The sequence below is a fragment of the Ruegeria sp. THAF57 genome (assembly GCF_903914075.1).
Classification (GTDB): Bacteria; Pseudomonadota; Alphaproteobacteria; order Rhodobacterales; family Rhodobacteraceae; genus Ruegeria.
In genome coordinates this window covers 352,292-366,260 of sequence record NZ_CAIWNQ010000003.1, presented here as the reverse complement: position 1 = coordinate 366,260, position 13,969 = coordinate 352,292, and the positions used below count along the sequence as shown (strand labels likewise).

At 62.2% G+C, this 13,969-nt stretch carries 14 protein-coding genes; 13 read left to right on the top strand and 1 reads right to left on the bottom strand.

Going from position 1 to position 13,969, the window contains the following annotated elements:
• Window positions 1-73 precede the first annotated feature (73 nt).
• From RUESEDTHA_RS09695 to cobJ, 7 genes are read left to right on the top strand one after another with little or no spacing between them, the layout of a single operon-like run.
• On the top strand, window positions 74-463 hold the full coding sequence (locus RUESEDTHA_RS09695; protein ID WP_180886550.1) for a DUF1636 domain-containing protein: 390 nt from the start codon (window positions 74-76) through the stop codon (window positions 461-463).
• Window positions 460-1,515 (top strand): cobalamin biosynthesis protein CobW, encoded by a 1,056-nt coding sequence (gene cobW, locus RUESEDTHA_RS09690; protein WP_180886549.1) that lies wholly within the window; start codon window positions 460-462, stop codon window positions 1,513-1,515. The genes RUESEDTHA_RS09695 and cobW overlap by 4 nt, the downstream gene beginning before the upstream one ends.
• A gap of 15 nt (window positions 1,516-1,530) precedes the next feature.
• Window positions 1,531-4,824, top strand: coding sequence for a cobaltochelatase subunit CobN (gene cobN / locus RUESEDTHA_RS09685; RefSeq protein ID WP_180886548.1), 3,294 nt, complete (start codon window positions 1,531-1,533; stop codon window positions 4,822-4,824).
• The gene (locus RUESEDTHA_RS09680; protein WP_180886547.1) at window positions 4,821-5,942 is read left to right on the top strand and encodes a cobalamin biosynthesis protein CobG; all 1,122 of its coding nucleotides are present in this window, start codon (window positions 4,821-4,823) and stop codon (window positions 5,940-5,942) included. Before cobN ends, RUESEDTHA_RS09680 begins: the two co-directional genes overlap by 4 nt.
• A complete protein-coding gene (locus RUESEDTHA_RS09675; RefSeq protein ID WP_180886546.1) occupies window positions 5,942-6,571 on the top strand; it encodes a precorrin-8X methylmutase in 630 nt (209 codons plus the stop codon). Before RUESEDTHA_RS09680 ends, RUESEDTHA_RS09675 begins: the two co-directional genes overlap by 1 nt.
• On the top strand, window positions 6,568-7,296 hold the full coding sequence (locus tag RUESEDTHA_RS09670) for a precorrin-2 C(20)-methyltransferase (protein ID WP_180886545.1): 729 nt from the start codon (window positions 6,568-6,570) through the stop codon (window positions 7,294-7,296). Before RUESEDTHA_RS09675 ends, RUESEDTHA_RS09670 begins: the two co-directional genes overlap by 4 nt.
• Window positions 7,293-8,057: a precorrin-3B C(17)-methyltransferase gene (gene cobJ / locus RUESEDTHA_RS09665; RefSeq protein WP_180886544.1), complete on the top strand. Its 765-nt coding sequence runs from the start codon at window positions 7,293-7,295 to the stop codon at window positions 8,055-8,057. Before RUESEDTHA_RS09670 ends, cobJ begins: the two co-directional genes overlap by 4 nt.
• Here cobJ and RUESEDTHA_RS09660 read toward each other — a convergent pair.
• Window positions 8,048-8,779 carry a cobalt-precorrin-6A reductase gene (locus RUESEDTHA_RS09660; RefSeq protein ID WP_180886543.1) on the bottom strand — a complete coding sequence of 244 codons (732 nt, stop codon included), beginning with the start codon at window positions 8,777-8,779 and terminating at the stop codon, window positions 8,048-8,050. The genes cobJ and RUESEDTHA_RS09660 overlap by 10 nt on opposite strands.
• Here RUESEDTHA_RS09660 and cbiE point away from each other — a divergent pair.
• The 6 genes from cbiE to cobF are packed head-to-tail and all read left to right on the top strand — an operon-like array spanning window position 8,778 to window position 13,909.
• On the top strand, window positions 8,778-9,977 hold the full coding sequence (gene cbiE, locus RUESEDTHA_RS09655; RefSeq protein WP_180886542.1) for a precorrin-6y C5,15-methyltransferase (decarboxylating) subunit CbiE: 1,200 nt from the start codon (window positions 8,778-8,780) through the stop codon (window positions 9,975-9,977). The two genes, RUESEDTHA_RS09660 and cbiE, sit on opposite strands and share 2 nt — an antisense overlap.
• Window positions 9,974-10,342: a cobalamin biosynthesis protein gene (locus RUESEDTHA_RS09650; RefSeq protein WP_180886541.1), complete on the top strand. Its 369-nt coding sequence runs from the start codon at window positions 9,974-9,976 to the stop codon at window positions 10,340-10,342. Before cbiE ends, RUESEDTHA_RS09650 begins: the two co-directional genes overlap by 4 nt.
• Window positions 10,339-11,133 carry a precorrin-4 C(11)-methyltransferase gene (cobM, locus tag RUESEDTHA_RS09645; protein ID WP_180886540.1) on the top strand — a complete coding sequence of 265 codons (795 nt, stop codon included), beginning with the start codon at window positions 10,339-10,341 and terminating at the stop codon, window positions 11,131-11,133. The genes RUESEDTHA_RS09650 and cobM overlap by 4 nt, the downstream gene beginning before the upstream one ends.
• On the top strand, window positions 11,126-12,442 hold the full coding sequence (locus RUESEDTHA_RS09640) for a cobyrinate a,c-diamide synthase (RefSeq protein ID WP_180886539.1): 1,317 nt from the start codon (window positions 11,126-11,128) through the stop codon (window positions 12,440-12,442). Before cobM ends, RUESEDTHA_RS09640 begins: the two co-directional genes overlap by 8 nt.
• Window positions 12,439-13,167, top strand: coding sequence for a uroporphyrinogen-III C-methyltransferase (gene cobA, locus RUESEDTHA_RS09635; protein ID WP_180886538.1), 729 nt, complete (start codon window positions 12,439-12,441; stop codon window positions 13,165-13,167). The genes RUESEDTHA_RS09640 and cobA overlap by 4 nt, the downstream gene beginning before the upstream one ends.
• A complete protein-coding gene (gene cobF / locus RUESEDTHA_RS09630) occupies window positions 13,160-13,909 on the top strand; it encodes a precorrin-6A synthase (deacetylating) (RefSeq protein ID WP_180886537.1) in 750 nt (249 codons plus the stop codon). Before cobA ends, cobF begins: the two co-directional genes overlap by 8 nt.
• The last annotated feature ends 60 nt before the right edge of the window (window positions 13,910-13,969 follow it).

Sequence of the window (13,969 nt, the reverse complement as noted above, 5' to 3'; positions counted from 1 at the left end):
TTCCGGTGTCGGGTCCATGTCGCAACGCGTGGCCCGCATGAGACCCCGTCCCCCACAAAGAGGATTTGGGGGGATGAGAGACGTGACCGATACTGCACCAGTCGAGCTGCTGGTCTGCACCACCTGTCGCCGAGGACTGCCCGTCGAAGACGACGCGCAGCGGCCCGGCGCATTGCTGCACAAAGCCCTTGAACAGGCCAAGCTGCCCGAGGGCGTTGTCCTGAAAGCCGTGGAATGCCTTTCGAATTGCGATCAGGGCTGTTCCATCGTTCTGCGCGGTGGGCCCGAACGCTGGACGTTCGTGTATGAGCACCTGAATGAAAGCGACCATGTGGAAACCATCGTTGAAGGCGCGACCAAGTACCTTGCGACCGAAGATGGCTTGGTCAAATGGCGCGAACGCCCTGAACATTTCCGCAAAAACTGCGCGGCCCGCATTCCCCCGATTGGAGCCCTGAAATGAGCAATTTGGAAAAACTCCCTGTTACTGTGATCACCGGCTTTCTGGGCTCGGGCAAGACCACGCTGGTACGCCACCTGATGCAGAACCCGCAGGGCAAGCGTCTGGCCGTTGTGGTCAATGAATTCGGCGATGTGGGCGTGGATGGCGATATCCTGAAATCCTGCGCGATCCCCGATTGCCCGGCGGAAAACATCATGGAGCTGGCCAATGGTTGCATCTGCTGCACCGTGGCAGATGATTTCATTCCCACGATTGAGGCGCTGATGGCGTTGGAGCCGCGCCCGGAACATATCCTGATCGAAACATCCGGTTTGGCACTGCCGAAACCGCTGCTGAAAGCCTTCGACTGGCCCGATATCCGGTCGAAAATCACCGTGGACGGCGTGATCGCACTGGCCGATGCCGAGGCCGTCGCTGCAGGTCGCTTTGCCCCCAATGTCGAAGCGGTGGATGCACAGCGCATGGCCGATGATTCCATCGACCACGAAACGCCCCTGTCCGAGGTGTTCGAAGATCAGATCTCGTGCGCCGACATCATCCTTCTGACCAAGCCTGATCTGGCCGGGCCCGAGGGTGTTGCCAAAGCGCGCGAGATCATCGCCGCCGAGGCCCCGCGCCCTCTGCCCGTGGTCGAAGTGGCCGAAGGTGTCGTCGACGTGCGCGTCGTACTGGGGCTGGAAGCCGCCGCCGAGGATGACATGGATGCCCGACCCAGCCATCATGACGGTCACGACGATCACGAGCATGACGATTTCGAAAGCATCATCGTCGAGTTGCCCGAACAGGCCGATCCGCTGGATCTGGTTGCCAAAATCGAACGTCTGGCTTCTGAACTGAACATTCTGCGGGTCAAAGGCTATGCCGCCGTTCAAGGCAAGCCAATGCGCCTGCTGGTGCAGGCCGTTGGTGCGCGCGTGCGGCATCAGTATGACCGCCTTTGGGAACCGGATGAAGCACGCCGCTCGCGTCTGGTAGTGATCGCCGAGCATGACGACATCAAAGAGGCCGAAATCCGCGATATCCTGATGGGTGTCACCGAACCCGCCGAGTGAGCACAGAGTAAGACCATGCACGTCGTCTTCCGCGAAAGCCACGGGCTCGAGGAATCAGAGACCCCGACCGATCTGGGCCAAAGCCCGGCGGATCTGGTGGCGCTGTCCTTTTCCGACAGTGACCTTGGCGCTTTCGCGGCGGGCTGGCATCGCGGTGGCGGGCCCGAGGGGCGGATGCCGACCCTGCGGCTGGCCAATCTGACGGCGCTGAAACACCCTTTGTCCGTAGACACCTATGTGGAACAGACGCTTGAGGGCGCAAAGGGCATCCTGATCCGCCTGATCGGAGGGGTGCCCTATTGGGCCTATGGGCTGCAACAGGTTCTGGCGCTGGCGCAGGCCAAGGGGATCGCTGTGGCCGTGCTGCCCGCCGACGGGCGCGAGGATACGCGGCTGGATGAGTATTCCACCCTGCCCGTGTCAACCCTGCGCCGCTTGGCGCATCTGTGCGACACGGGTGGCGAGGTCGCAGCACAAGCCGCTTTGGCGCAGATGGCGCTGGCGGCGGGGCTATATGCGGGTCCGGTGATGGGGGCCAAAACGATCCCCGAATGTGGCGTGTGGTGCCCGGATCGAGGCGTGATACCGGCAGAACAGGCGTTTTCCGGCGACGCCAAACGTATCCTCGTGACATTCTACCGCGCTTATCTGACATCCGCAGATACCGCCCCTGTTGCAGCCTTGATCCACAGCCTACGCGAACGGGGCCTTGAGGCCGTGGGCCTGTTCGCCCCGTCATTGAAGGCACCGGCAGCCGCCGACTGGCTACGCGAAACCATCGTATCGCTGGCCCCTTCGGTGATCATCAACGCCACCTCATTCTCGGGCAAAGGCGCGTCTGGCACCTCGCCCTTAGATGCTGCGAATGTGCCCGTCTTCCAAGTCGCGCTGGCCACCTCGCGCCGCAAGGCATGGGCCGAGGCGGAACGCGGCCTCTCACCCGCCGACCTTGCCATGCATGTGGTTTTGCCCGAGGTGGACGGGCGGATCAACGCGGGCGTCGCCTCGTTCAAAGAACCGGGCAAGCGTGATCCGCATCTGGAATATTCTCGTTTTGCCCACCGGGCCGAAGAGGAACGGGTCGAGGCCATCCTCGACCGTGTGACCAGCTGGTTGAACCTTCAGGACAAACCTAAATCCGACCAGGTGCCCGCGTTGGTCCTGTCCACATATCCGGGCAAAGACTGGCAGATGGCCCATGCGGTCGGTCTGGACGCGCTGGCCTCTGCCGAGGCGATGCTGTCCGACTTGCAGGCCGAGGGCTATGACACCGCCGCCGCCGACCCAATCTCTGAAGCGCTGCTGAACGCGCGCATCGCGTGGCCCCTTGCCGACTACCAAACCGCGCTGGCCGACCTGCCCGAGCAGCTTCGTACCGACCTGAACACAGTCTGGGGAGCGCCCGAGGACGACCTCGCTTGCGCAAACGGAGCGTTCCACTTTACCGCTCTGCGCCGGGGCAAAGCTCTGGTCGCCTTGCAGCCCGAGCGCGGCACGCCCGAGCTGCGCGATGACGACTATCACGACCTGTCGCGCACCCCGCGCCACAGCTATGTCGCCTTCTACCTGTGGCTCCGCAAAGGGCTGGGCGCAGACGCTTTGATCCATATCGGTGCCCATGGCACGCTGGAATGGCTGCCGGGCAAATCCGTCGCCCTGTCCGCCACTTGCTGGCCCGAGGCCTTGATCCGCGATCTGCCCGTGATCTACCCCTTTATCGTCAACGACCCCGGCGAGGCCGCACAGGCCAAACGCCGGATCGGCGCGGTCACGCTGGGCCACGTCCCACCCCCGCTGAAGGAAAGCGGCACGCCCGACCGAATGGTGCGGCTTGAATCCCTGCTGGACGAATTCTCGAATGCCGATGGTCTTGACCCCAAACGCCGCGACCGGTTGCAGGAAGACATTCGGGATGAGGCGCAGGCCATCGGGTTGGAAAGCGATCTGGGTCTGGATCAGGCCACCTGCACCGCCGAGGCGATCACCCGCATTGACCGCTTTGTCTGCGACATCAAGGAAAGCCAGTTCGGTGACGGTCTGCACATCTTTGGCCGGGTACCGGAGGTCACGGGCAATTTCGACCCCGCGCCCTCTGCCCACTCTGAGCGTCGCGCGCTGACGGATGCGCTGGCCGGAAAGCGGATCGAGGCCGGGCCATCTGGGTCCCCCTATCGTGGGCGTTCTGACGTGCTGCCCACCGGGCGGAACATTTATACCACCGATCCGCGCTCGGTGCCTACACGCGCGGCTTATGCGCAGGGTGTCAAACTGGCCGAGGAACTGGTGCGGCGTCACCTTCAGGAAGAAGGCGATTATCCCAAGGGGCTGATCGTCGATCTGTGGGGCTCAGCCACGATGCGCACGGCGGGCGAGGAATTCGCCATGGCGTTGCACCTTTTGGGCGTAAAACCGGTCTGGGACAAGGGGTCCGAACGGGTCTCGGGCATCGAAGTGCTGCCGATCACCGACCTCAGCCGTCCGCGTCTGGATGTGACATTGCGGGTCTCGGGCCTGTTCCGCGACGTGTTCCCGACGCTTTCGGCGCTCTACGGTCAGGCGATCCGGGCGTTGTCGGCGCGGGACGAGGCCACCGACTGGAACCCTTACGCCGGTCACGAACCCGCCGCCCGCGTCTATGGCCCCGCCCCCGGCAGCTATGGTGTGAACATGACGCAATTGTCCGAAATTTACACCGACGAAGCCCGCGCGCAGGCGGGCGAGGCTTGGCTGGACGCCAGTTCCTACGCTCTGGAGGGCGAACATAACGCGCAGGACAAGGACGGGATTGCGCAGCGCGTCGCCAATGCCGACAGCTTTGTGCACCTTCAGGATCTGGCCGAGACCGACCTGCTGCTGGCCAATGATTATGCCACGCATGAGGCCGGGTTCGCCGCCGCCAAGAAGATCACCGGCGGCACCGCGCAGCTGTATCATCTGGACAACACCAACCCCGGCACCCCGCGCGCGCGGACCCTGCCCGAGGAAATCAGCCGCGTGGTCCACGCCCGCGCCGCCAATCCGGGCTGGATAGCAGGGATGCAACGCCACGGGTTCCGGGGCGCGGCCGAGATTGCAGCGACGCTGGACCATATGGCCTCATTCGCGCATCTGTCGGGCACGGTCGCGCCGCATCTGTTCGACCTCTACCACGATGCCACGCTGGGCAATGATGACGTCGACGCCTTTCTGGCCGAGGCCAACCCAAAGGCGCATCAGGCTATGCAGGACCGGTTCCGCGCCTTAATGGAGGCCGGGCTTTGGAACACGCGGCGCAACTCGATCCGTGCCGATCTGGAGGGGCTGGGATGAGCGCTCCCATCGTCCAGGGCTGGTGCCCCGGCGCGCACCGTCCGATGATGTCGGGCGACGGGCTGGTGGTACGGGTGCGGCCCCGATTGGCACGGCTGACGGCGGAACAAGCCATGGGTCTGTGTGATCTGGCCGCGCGTTTCGGCAATGGCACCATCGACCTGACCAACCGCGCCAACCTGCAACTGCGCGGCGTGGCCGAGGCGGATCATCAGCCCCTGCTGGCTGAACTGGCCGCGCTGAAGCTGCTGGATGCCGAACCGGGGATCGAGGTGCGCCGTAACATTTTGGTCTCGCCGCTTTATCAGTCGGGCGATCTGACCGCCAAGCTGACACAGGAACTGATTGACCGGTTGGCGGAATTGCCCGCCCTGCCCGCCAAATTCGGCTTTGCCATCGACACCGGAGCTCAACGCCTGCTGGCAGGTGATTCCGCTGATATCCGGTTGGAGACCGCCCCGGACGGCCTGATCCTGCGCGCCGACGGGGCCAAGACCGGACGTCTGGTCCAGGAAGCTGACGCCATTGACCAGTTGATATGTCTGGCCACATGGTTCGCCCAAACCTACACGCCCGAGACTCGTCGCATGTCACGCGTTGTCTCGGCCTTGCCTTCGGAATGGCAGGGCGCAGCTTCGGAACCTATTGGCGCACCGTTGCAGCCGGGTGCTTGCGATCTGGGGACGCTCTATGGTGCAGCCTTTGGGCAACTGCCTGCGCGCGCCCTGAAAGAGCTGATCGCGCACAGCGGGGCCCAAGCCCTGCGTGTGACCCCGTGGCGGCTGATCCTGCTGGAAGGCGGGGCGGCAATACCTGCCCCAGCCTTTGTCACGGGTGGCACCGATCCTTTGATGACCACCGACGCCTGCCCCGGCGCGCCATTCTGCCCGCAAGCGCAGGTGGAAACCCGTGATATCGCCCGCGCTTTGGCGGCGCGCGTACCGGGCAGCCTCCATGTCTCGGGCTGTTCCAAGGGGTGCGCGCGGATGGGCCCGGCCGATGTGACTCTGATCGGGAATGCCGGACGATTTGATCTTGTCAAACAAGGCCGCGCGGGGGATGAGCCCTGCCAGACCGGCCTGACCGTAGAAACACTGATGAATATGGACTTCACCTGATGCCTTACACTTACGAAACCGATGGCGCGGCGATTTACAAAGAAAGCTTTGCCACCATCCGGTCCGAGGCCGATCTGACCCGGTTCGACGCCGACGAGGAACAGGTCGCTGTCCGCATGATCCACGCAGCAGGCATGGTGGGGCTGGAAGAGTTCGTGCATTTCTCGCCCGGCTTTGTCGCCACCGCACGCGCAGCACTGGAGGCTGGCGCACCGATCCTGTGTGACGCGCGCATGGTCAGCGAAGGTGTGACCCGGTTCCGTCTGCCTGCCTACAACGACGTGATCTGCACCCTACACGACGAACGTGTGCGCCCGCTGGCCGCCGAGATGAGCAACACGCGATCCGCCGTCGCGCTGGAGCTGTGGCGCCCGCATTTGGCGGGTGCCGTCGTCGCGATTGGCAACGCGCCCACCGCGCTGTTTCACCTGCTGAACATGCTGGAAGACCCCGACTGCCCGCGCCCCGCCGCGATCATCGGCTGCCCCGTGGGCTTTGTCGGCGCGGTCGAATCCAAAGACGCCCTATGGGAAGCGCAGCCGGTCCCGTCCTGCATCGTCAAGGGGCGTTTGGGCGGCAGCGCCATCACCGTCGCCGCCGTTAACGCAATCGCGAGCCGCGCCGAATGACAGCGGGGAAAATATACGGCGTTGGCCTTGGCCCCGGCGACCCGGACCTGATGAGCGTCCGGGCCGACCGTCTGCTGCGCAATGCGCGACATGTGGCGTTTTTCCGCAAGCCCGGTCGCAGCGGACAGGCGCGAAAGATCGTCAACGGGATAATCCCCGAAAACGCCGTGGAATTTCCGATGGAATACCCGGTCACGACCGAAATCCCCCTGAGTGACCCGCGCTATAACGAATTGCTGTCGGCCTTCTACGAAGACTGCGCTGCGCATTTGAAATCCTTGGCGGAACAAGGCGAGGATGTCGTGGTTCTGTGCGAGGGAGATCCATTTTTCTATGGATCTTTCATGCACCTTTACAACCGCTTACGAACCACGACTGATGTGGAAGTCGTGCCCGCAATTACCGGAATGTCCGGCGCGTGGACGGCCACGGGTGACCCGATCACATGGGGCGACGACGTGTTGACCGTGTTGGTTGGCACGCTGCCCGAACACGATTTGGCGCAGCGCATGGCGCAGACCGATGCTTTGGTGGTCATGAAGATCGGTCGCAACATCGACAAGGTGAAGCGGGCGCTCAGGTCGGCAGGAATGTATGACAGGGCTTGGATCGTCGAATTTGCACAGATGCCCAACCAGAAAGTGATGAAATTGTCCGAATCTGAGGACAAGGTCACGCCTTATTTCTCGATCATCATTGTCCACGGACAGGGGCGGCGACCATGAGCGGCTGGGTCAAAATCGCTGGCCTCGGCCCCGGCAACGAGGGACTTGTGACACCCGAAGTTACGGCTGCACTGGATGAGGCGACGGATGTTGTCGGCTACAACCCCTATGTCGCGCGCGTCGCCGAACGCGCCGGCCTGACCCTGCACGCCAGTGACAACCGGGTCGAGATCGACCGCTCGCAGCATGCGTTGCAATTGGCAGCGGAAGGCAAGCGCGTGGTCGTGGTATCCTCGGGCGATCCCGGCGTTTTCGCGATGGCAGCCGCGGTGTTTGAAGCGTTGGAGAATGGGCCGGAAGAATGGCGCAATCTCCAGATAGACGTTCTACCCGGGATCACAGCGATGCTAGCGGCCGCGGCGCGGGCGGGCGCACCACTGGGTCATGACTTTTGCGCGATCAACCTGAGCGACAACCTAAAACCGTGGCCTCTGATCGAAAAGCGCCTGCGTCTGGCTGCACAGGCGGATTTCTCGATGGCGTTTTACAATCCACGCTCAAAGTCTCGCCCCGAAGGCTTTGTAAAAACGCTGGAAATTCTGCGTGACGAATGCGAACCCGAACGGCTAATTCTGTTTGCCCGCGCCGTATCCCGCGCGGATGAAGCGATCCGAGTTTCGACTTTGGCCGAAGCGACGCCGGACATGGCCGATATGCAAACCGTCGTTCTGGTCGGTTCCTCGCGAACACGCCTGATCGAGCGGGACGGAACACCCATCGTCTATACGCCGCGCTTTACCCCGGACGAGGATCAGGAATGATCCAACCAGTCCAGAACCTGAGCAACGCTCGCCAGTTCTGTTCTTTGCGGCAGGACCGGCCGGTCGATCATCAAGACCGGCACACCCAAAGATCGGGCAGCGTCCAGTTTGGCGCGTGCCCCGGTTCCGCCAGCATTCTTAGAGACAACCAGCTCAATCCCGTGCCTCTGCATCAGCGCGCGGTCGTCCGCTTCGGCGAAAGGTCCGCGATCCACGACAACGTCGCAGTTCGGCAGGGGCAGCGCGCCGGGCGCGTCCACCAACCGCAGAAGATAATGGTGTTGGGGTTGGGCGGCAAAATCCGCAAGATGCATGCGTCCAACCGCCAGGAAAATGCGGCGAGGGTCGCCGGACAACGCTGCAACCGCTGCCCCGATGTCCGGAACGTGGCGCCAATCGTCGCCGGCTTGGGCTGCCCAGGCGGGACGAGTCAGCACAGCAAGCTTTGTTTGAGCAACCGCGCTGGCCTCAATCGCGTTTCGGCTCATCTGGGCGGCAAACGGGTGGGTTGCATCGACAATGTGGGTTATTTCGTTGTCATGAAGGTAAGCAACCAGCCGATCGATGCCGCCAAAACCGCCAACCCGCACCGGAAGTGGTTGGGGGCGCGGCTTGTCCACGCGGCCAGCATAGGAATAGGTCGCGGGCATCCCCAGATCCGCTATAGCTTGGGCCAATGCATTTGCTTCGGTTGTACCACCAAGAATCAGGAGGTTAGGCATGTCTGATACTCCGTGGTTGACCGTTTTGGGCTTGGGTGAAGATGGACTGGATGGCCTTTCGCCTGCAACCCGTCAAGTGCTGGAACAGGCCGAAGTTATAATGGGCCCACCACGCCATATTGCATTGATACCCCAAGGCAAGGCCGAACGGATCGAATGGCCTGTCCCATTTTCCGACGGCCTGCCTATCCTGAGCGGTTTGAGGGGGCGCAAGACCGTGGTTTTGGCCTCGGGCGATCCCTTCTGGTTCGGCGCAGGCTCGGTGATTGCCCGCAATTTTGAGGCTGGTGAGTGGACGGCTCTGCCCGGGCGATCGACGTTTTCACTGGCCGCCGCGCGCTTGGGTTGGCCGCTGGAAGGGGCTCAGACCTTCGGCTTGCACGCCGCGCCACTCACGCAATTGCGCCCCCATTTGGCAGCGGGGCTTCGTGCGATACTTCTGCTGCGTAACGGGGCTGCGGTCGCAGAGCTGGCGCAGTATCTGACCGAAACCGGATTTGCTGACACCCAGTTTCACGTAATGGAGGCTTTGGGCGGCCCCCGAGAGCGATCCCACAGCTTGACTCTGACCGAAGCCTTGCAAGGCGACTTCAATCACCCCGTTTGCGTTGCACTGGACGTGGCGAGACACGGCAACGCCATTCCCAAAGCCTCTGGCAAACCCGATGAGATTTTTGAAACCGACGGCCAAATTACAAAACGGCCCATTCGGGCATTGACCCTGTCTGCCCTCGCCCCTCAGAGGGGGGAGCACCTTTGGGATATCGGAGGCGGCTCGGGCTCGATCGGCATCGAATGGCTGATGTGTGATCCGACGCTAAGCGCCACCACGATCGAACCGCGCAAGGACCGCGCCGACCGCATTCGGCGCAACGCGGACGCGTTGGGGCAAGACCGGCTGGACGTGGTGCACGGCACCGCACCAGACTCACTGACCCCGCTTCCAAAACCCGACGCCGTTTTCATCGGTGGCGGCCTGAGCACCGCCCTTCTGGAATGGATCAGTGAAACACTGCCGGCGGGGACGCGGTTGGTGGCAAACGCCGTGACATTGGAAAGCGAAGCACTGCTGACCCAGTGGCACGAGAAGCTGGGTGGTGAGCTATTGCGGATTGAACTGGCGCAGGCGTCGTCTTTGGGCCCTCGTCGCGGGTGGAAGTCATCCTATCCGGTCATCCAGTGGAGCGTGACGCTATGATTGTCGCGGGCCTTGGTTTTTCGTCATCTGCGACGGTTGAAAGCCTGCAGGCTGCCTATGATGCGGCATCGATAGGTCACGACGTTTCGGCCTTGGCGACGGCCAGCGACAAAAAGGGGCATCCGGCTTTGGCGGCCTTTGCGGACGCACTGGCCCTGCCCTTGCACTATGTGGCGGCCAGCGAACTGGCCGGACAACGCACCCTGACATGCTCGAACCGCAGCCGGGCCACATATGGCACTGGCAGCGTATCCGAAGCATCCGCCCTTGCGGCCGCCGGGCCTCAGGCCCGGTTGCTTTCCCCCAGACACATATCGGACGACCGGCTGGCCACCTGCGCCATAGCCATCGGAGGACAATCATGACCGTTCATTTCATCGGTGCCGGACCCGGTGCCGCCGACCTGCTGACCCTGCGCGGGCGCGATATCATCGCGTCCTGCCCTGTGTGCCTTTACGCAGGCTCGCTGGTGCCCGAGGAAATCCTTGGCCACTGCCCCGAAGGGGCGCAGATCATCAATACTGCCCCCATGGATCTGGATCAGATCATGGCCGAGATCGAGGCTGCGCACAAAGCGGGCCACGACGTTGCGCGCCTGCATTCCGGCGACCTGTCGGTCTGGTCGGCCATGGGCGAGCAAATTCGACGGCTGAAAGAGATGGGAATTCCCGTCAGCGTCACGCCGGGCGTGCCCTCGTTCGCAGCGGCTGCGGCGGCGCTGGGGACCGAACTAACGCTGCCTGGGCTTGCTCAATCCGTGGTTCTCACCCGGACACCGGGCCGTGCGTCCTCGATGCCCGAAGGCGAGACATTGGAGAATTTTGCCCGCACAGGCGCAACGCTGGCCATTCACCTGTCGATCGGCAATCTGGACAAGGTAATCGCCGACCTGACCCCGGCCTACGGTGCAGACTGCCCCGTCGCCGTTGTTTATCGCGCAAGCTGGCCGGATGAGCGCATTATTCGCGCGACGCTGGAAACGCTGAAAGATGCACTGGACGAAGGTATCTCGCGCACGGCGCTGATCATGGTTGGCCCCGCATTGGCGGGCAAAGGGTTTGACGAAAGCTGCCTGTATTCAAAGGATTACGACCGCCGCTATCGCCCGCAAAGCGCGGATAGCCCGTGGTCAAGTTGGAGCCATGGCGATGACTAACTCTCCGGGCCTGTTGATCTCTGCTCCGTCTTCGGGGACTGGGAAAACGACAGTCATGCTGGGGCTTCTAAGGGCGCTGGCCGAAGATGGGCTGACGGTGCAGCCGTTCAAAAGCGGGCCGGATTATATCGACCCGGCCTTCCACAGGGCAGCAGCTGGGCGCGCCTCGTTCAATCTTGATAGCTGGGCGATGGGAGAGCCGCTTTTGACCGCAATTTCCGCGCAAGCCGAGGATGCGGACATCGTCATCGCCGAGGGATCGATGGGCCTGTTCGACGGTGTCGCCAAACCCGGTGAGCTTGGGCATGGCTCAAGCGCGGAAACCGCGCAGCGGATGGGTTGGCCCGTCGTTTTGGTGCTGGATGTCGGCGGGCAGGCTCAATCGGCCGCTGCAACCGCGCTGGGATTTCGGATGTATAATCCCGATCTTCCCTTTGCAGGCGTAATCCTGAACCGATGCGCCAGCCCACGTCACGAACGTTTAACGCGGCTGGGCATGGAGCGCGCCGGGTTGCCTGTTCTGGGCGTTTTGCCGCGCCGGGGCGACCTGACGCTTCCTGAACGGCATCTGGGCCTGATTCAGGCTGTTGAACATCCTGACCTTGAAAGCGCAATCGTCGGATATGCCGCGTTCCTTCGGGAACACGTGGATCTTGAGGCCATCAAGAATGCGGCTTCCTCAGGCTCAAAGGGGCCATCGTCATCCGCGCTGCCGCGGCCTCCTGCGCAACGGATCGCACTGGCACGGGACGCGGCGTTTTCTTTTACCTATCCGCACTTGCTGGAAGGATGGCGCGCAGCCGGGGCGGAAATTCTGCCCTTTTCACCACTTGCGGACGAACCGCCCGCACCCAACGCGAATCTGGTCTGGTTGCCGGGCGGTTATCCCGAGCTTCACGCGGGCACACTGGCCGCTGCTGCAACATTTCTGTCCGGCCTGCGCAAACACGCGGAAACCAAGCCCGTTCACGGTGAATGCGGAGGTTACATGACCTTGGGACAAGCCCTTGTCGACAAGGATGGCACCCGGCATCAGATGGCAGGGTTGCTGGGGCTGGTAACGTCCTATGAGAAACGCAAGTTCAACCTTGGGTACCGCCGGGCAGAACTGTTAGCCCCAATGCCCGGCTATGACGCCAAGACACCGCTGAGGGGGCATGAGTTCCATTATTCATCCATTCTCGAGCAGCCAGATGCGCCATTGGCACGCGTATTCGACGCTGAAGGGGCTGAAGGACCGCAAACCGGGTCGGTACGCGGCAACGTAACCGGCACGTTCTTTCACCTGATCGCGGAAGCCTCGGCATGAGCGGGTTTGTCTCATTCATAGGCTCGGGGCCCGGTGATCCGGAACTGTTGACGCTGAAGGCCGTAGACCGGTTGCAAAAGGCTGACGCCGTGCTGTTTGACGATCTCAGCAGCGGCCCGATCCTGTCTCATGCGCGGGACGACGCCGATCTGGTGGGCGTCGGCAAACGGGCCGGACGTCCGTCGCCCAAGCAGGATCACGTCAGCCGACTACTGGTGGATTACGCAAACACCGGTGCGCGCGTCGTGCGCTTGAAATCGGGCGATGGAGGCTTGTTCGGACGGCTCGAGGAAGAACTTGTCGCCCTGCAAGAAGCCGGCATCAAGTACGAGATCATTCCCGGAATTCCATCGGCTGTTGCCGCTGCGGCGGCGGCCGGTATCCCTCTGACCCGGCGACTGACCGCCCGGCGCGTGCAATTTGTGACGGGCCACGATGTAAGCGGAAAACTTCCCGACGATCTGAACCTGCCCGCTTTGGCCGACCCGGACGCAACCACCGTTGTTTTCATGGGTAAGCGAACTTTTCCCCTTCTGGTCAAAGCGTTGCACGATCATGGCTTACCATTGAAAACCCCTGCTTTGATGGCTGAATCCGTATCTACACCTGACCAAAAACTGCACCGATCATCGGTCGGCGCACTGTCCGAGAAATTGGCGGCAGAAATCGGCACAGCCCCTGCCCTGATCCTTTATGGTCCATTGGCAGAGTTTGACGATGTTTGACCTGACCCTGATCGGCATCGGCTCGGGCAACCCGGATCACGTGACCTTTCAAGGCGCACAGGCCATTCGGGCGGCTGACCTGATCCTGATTCCGAAAAAAGGCGAGAACAAAGCCGATCTTGCCGGCCTGCGAGAAGAAATCATCAATGCAGTAACGGACACACCGCCGCAAATCGCGTATTTTGACATCCCCAAACGCCGCTCGGAAGACGGGTATCTACAGGGCGTTGACGAGTGGCATGACGCGATCGCCCAGCGTTGGCGCGATGCGATTTTCACCCATCCCAGCGCGCGCCACGTTGCGTTGCTGATCTGGGGTGATCCGTCATTATATGACAGCTCTCTCAGGATCGCGTCACGGCTGGACCCTTACCCTAAGACGCGCGTTGTGCCGGGCATTACCGCATTGCAGGCCCTGACTGCGGCTCATGCCATCCCGATCAACGACCTTGGTGCGCCATATGTTGTCACAACCGGGCGGCGCATTCGGGATGAAGGATGGCCGCAAGATGCGTCGACAGTCGCGGTTATGCTGGACGGAGAATGCTCATTCCAGCACCTGTCGATGGCTGATTATGACATCTGGTGGGGCGCTTACGTCGGCATGAGCGAAGAAATCCTGATCAAAGGGGCTTTGGCAGACGCGGCCCAGCAGATTTTAGACACACGCGCCATGGCCCGGGCGGATCACGGCTGGATCATGGATATCTATTTGTTGAAAAAGCGCGAAGACCAGGACTAAGCCCCAGTCTTGGTACTTACTTACAATGCTGTGATCCTTTGGGTTCTGAACTGTCAATCT

Bases quoted from the DNA above. Each gene is read 5' to 3' on its own strand.
- RUESEDTHA_RS09675 (WP_180886546.1), top strand. From the start codon at position 5,942: ATGCCTTACACTTACGAAACCGATGGCGCGGCGATTTACAAAGAAAGC.
- cobA (WP_180886538.1), top strand. From the start codon at position 12,439: ATGAGCGGGTTTGTCTCATTCATAGGCTCGGGGCCCGGTGATCCGGAA.
- cobF (WP_180886537.1), top strand. From the start codon at position 13,160: ATGTTTGACCTGACCCTGATCGGCATCGGCTCGGGCAACCCGGATCAC.
- cbiE (WP_180886542.1), top strand. From the start codon at position 8,778: ATGTCTGATACTCCGTGGTTGACCGTTTTGGGCTTGGGTGAAGATGGA.
- RUESEDTHA_RS09695 (WP_180886550.1), top strand. From the start codon at position 74: ATGAGAGACGTGACCGATACTGCACCAGTCGAGCTGCTGGTCTGCACC.
- RUESEDTHA_RS09670 (WP_180886545.1), top strand. From the start codon at position 6,568: ATGACAGCGGGGAAAATATACGGCGTTGGCCTTGGCCCCGGCGACCCG.
- cobM (WP_180886540.1), top strand. From the start codon at position 10,339: ATGACCGTTCATTTCATCGGTGCCGGACCCGGTGCCGCCGACCTGCTG.
- cobW (WP_180886549.1), top strand. From the start codon at position 460: ATGAGCAATTTGGAAAAACTCCCTGTTACTGTGATCACCGGCTTTCTG.
- RUESEDTHA_RS09660 (WP_180886543.1), bottom strand. From the start codon at position 8,779: ATGCCTAACCTCCTGATTCTTGGTGGTACAACCGAAGCAAATGCATTG.
- cobJ (WP_180886544.1), top strand. From the start codon at position 7,293: ATGAGCGGCTGGGTCAAAATCGCTGGCCTCGGCCCCGGCAACGAGGGA.
- RUESEDTHA_RS09680 (WP_180886547.1), top strand. From the start codon at position 4,821: ATGAGCGCTCCCATCGTCCAGGGCTGGTGCCCCGGCGCGCACCGTCCG.
- RUESEDTHA_RS09640 (WP_180886539.1), top strand. From the start codon at position 11,126: ATGACTAACTCTCCGGGCCTGTTGATCTCTGCTCCGTCTTCGGGGACT.
- RUESEDTHA_RS09650 (WP_180886541.1), top strand. From the start codon at position 9,974: ATGATTGTCGCGGGCCTTGGTTTTTCGTCATCTGCGACGGTTGAAAGC.
- cobN (WP_180886548.1), top strand. From the start codon at position 1,531: ATGCACGTCGTCTTCCGCGAAAGCCACGGGCTCGAGGAATCAGAGACC.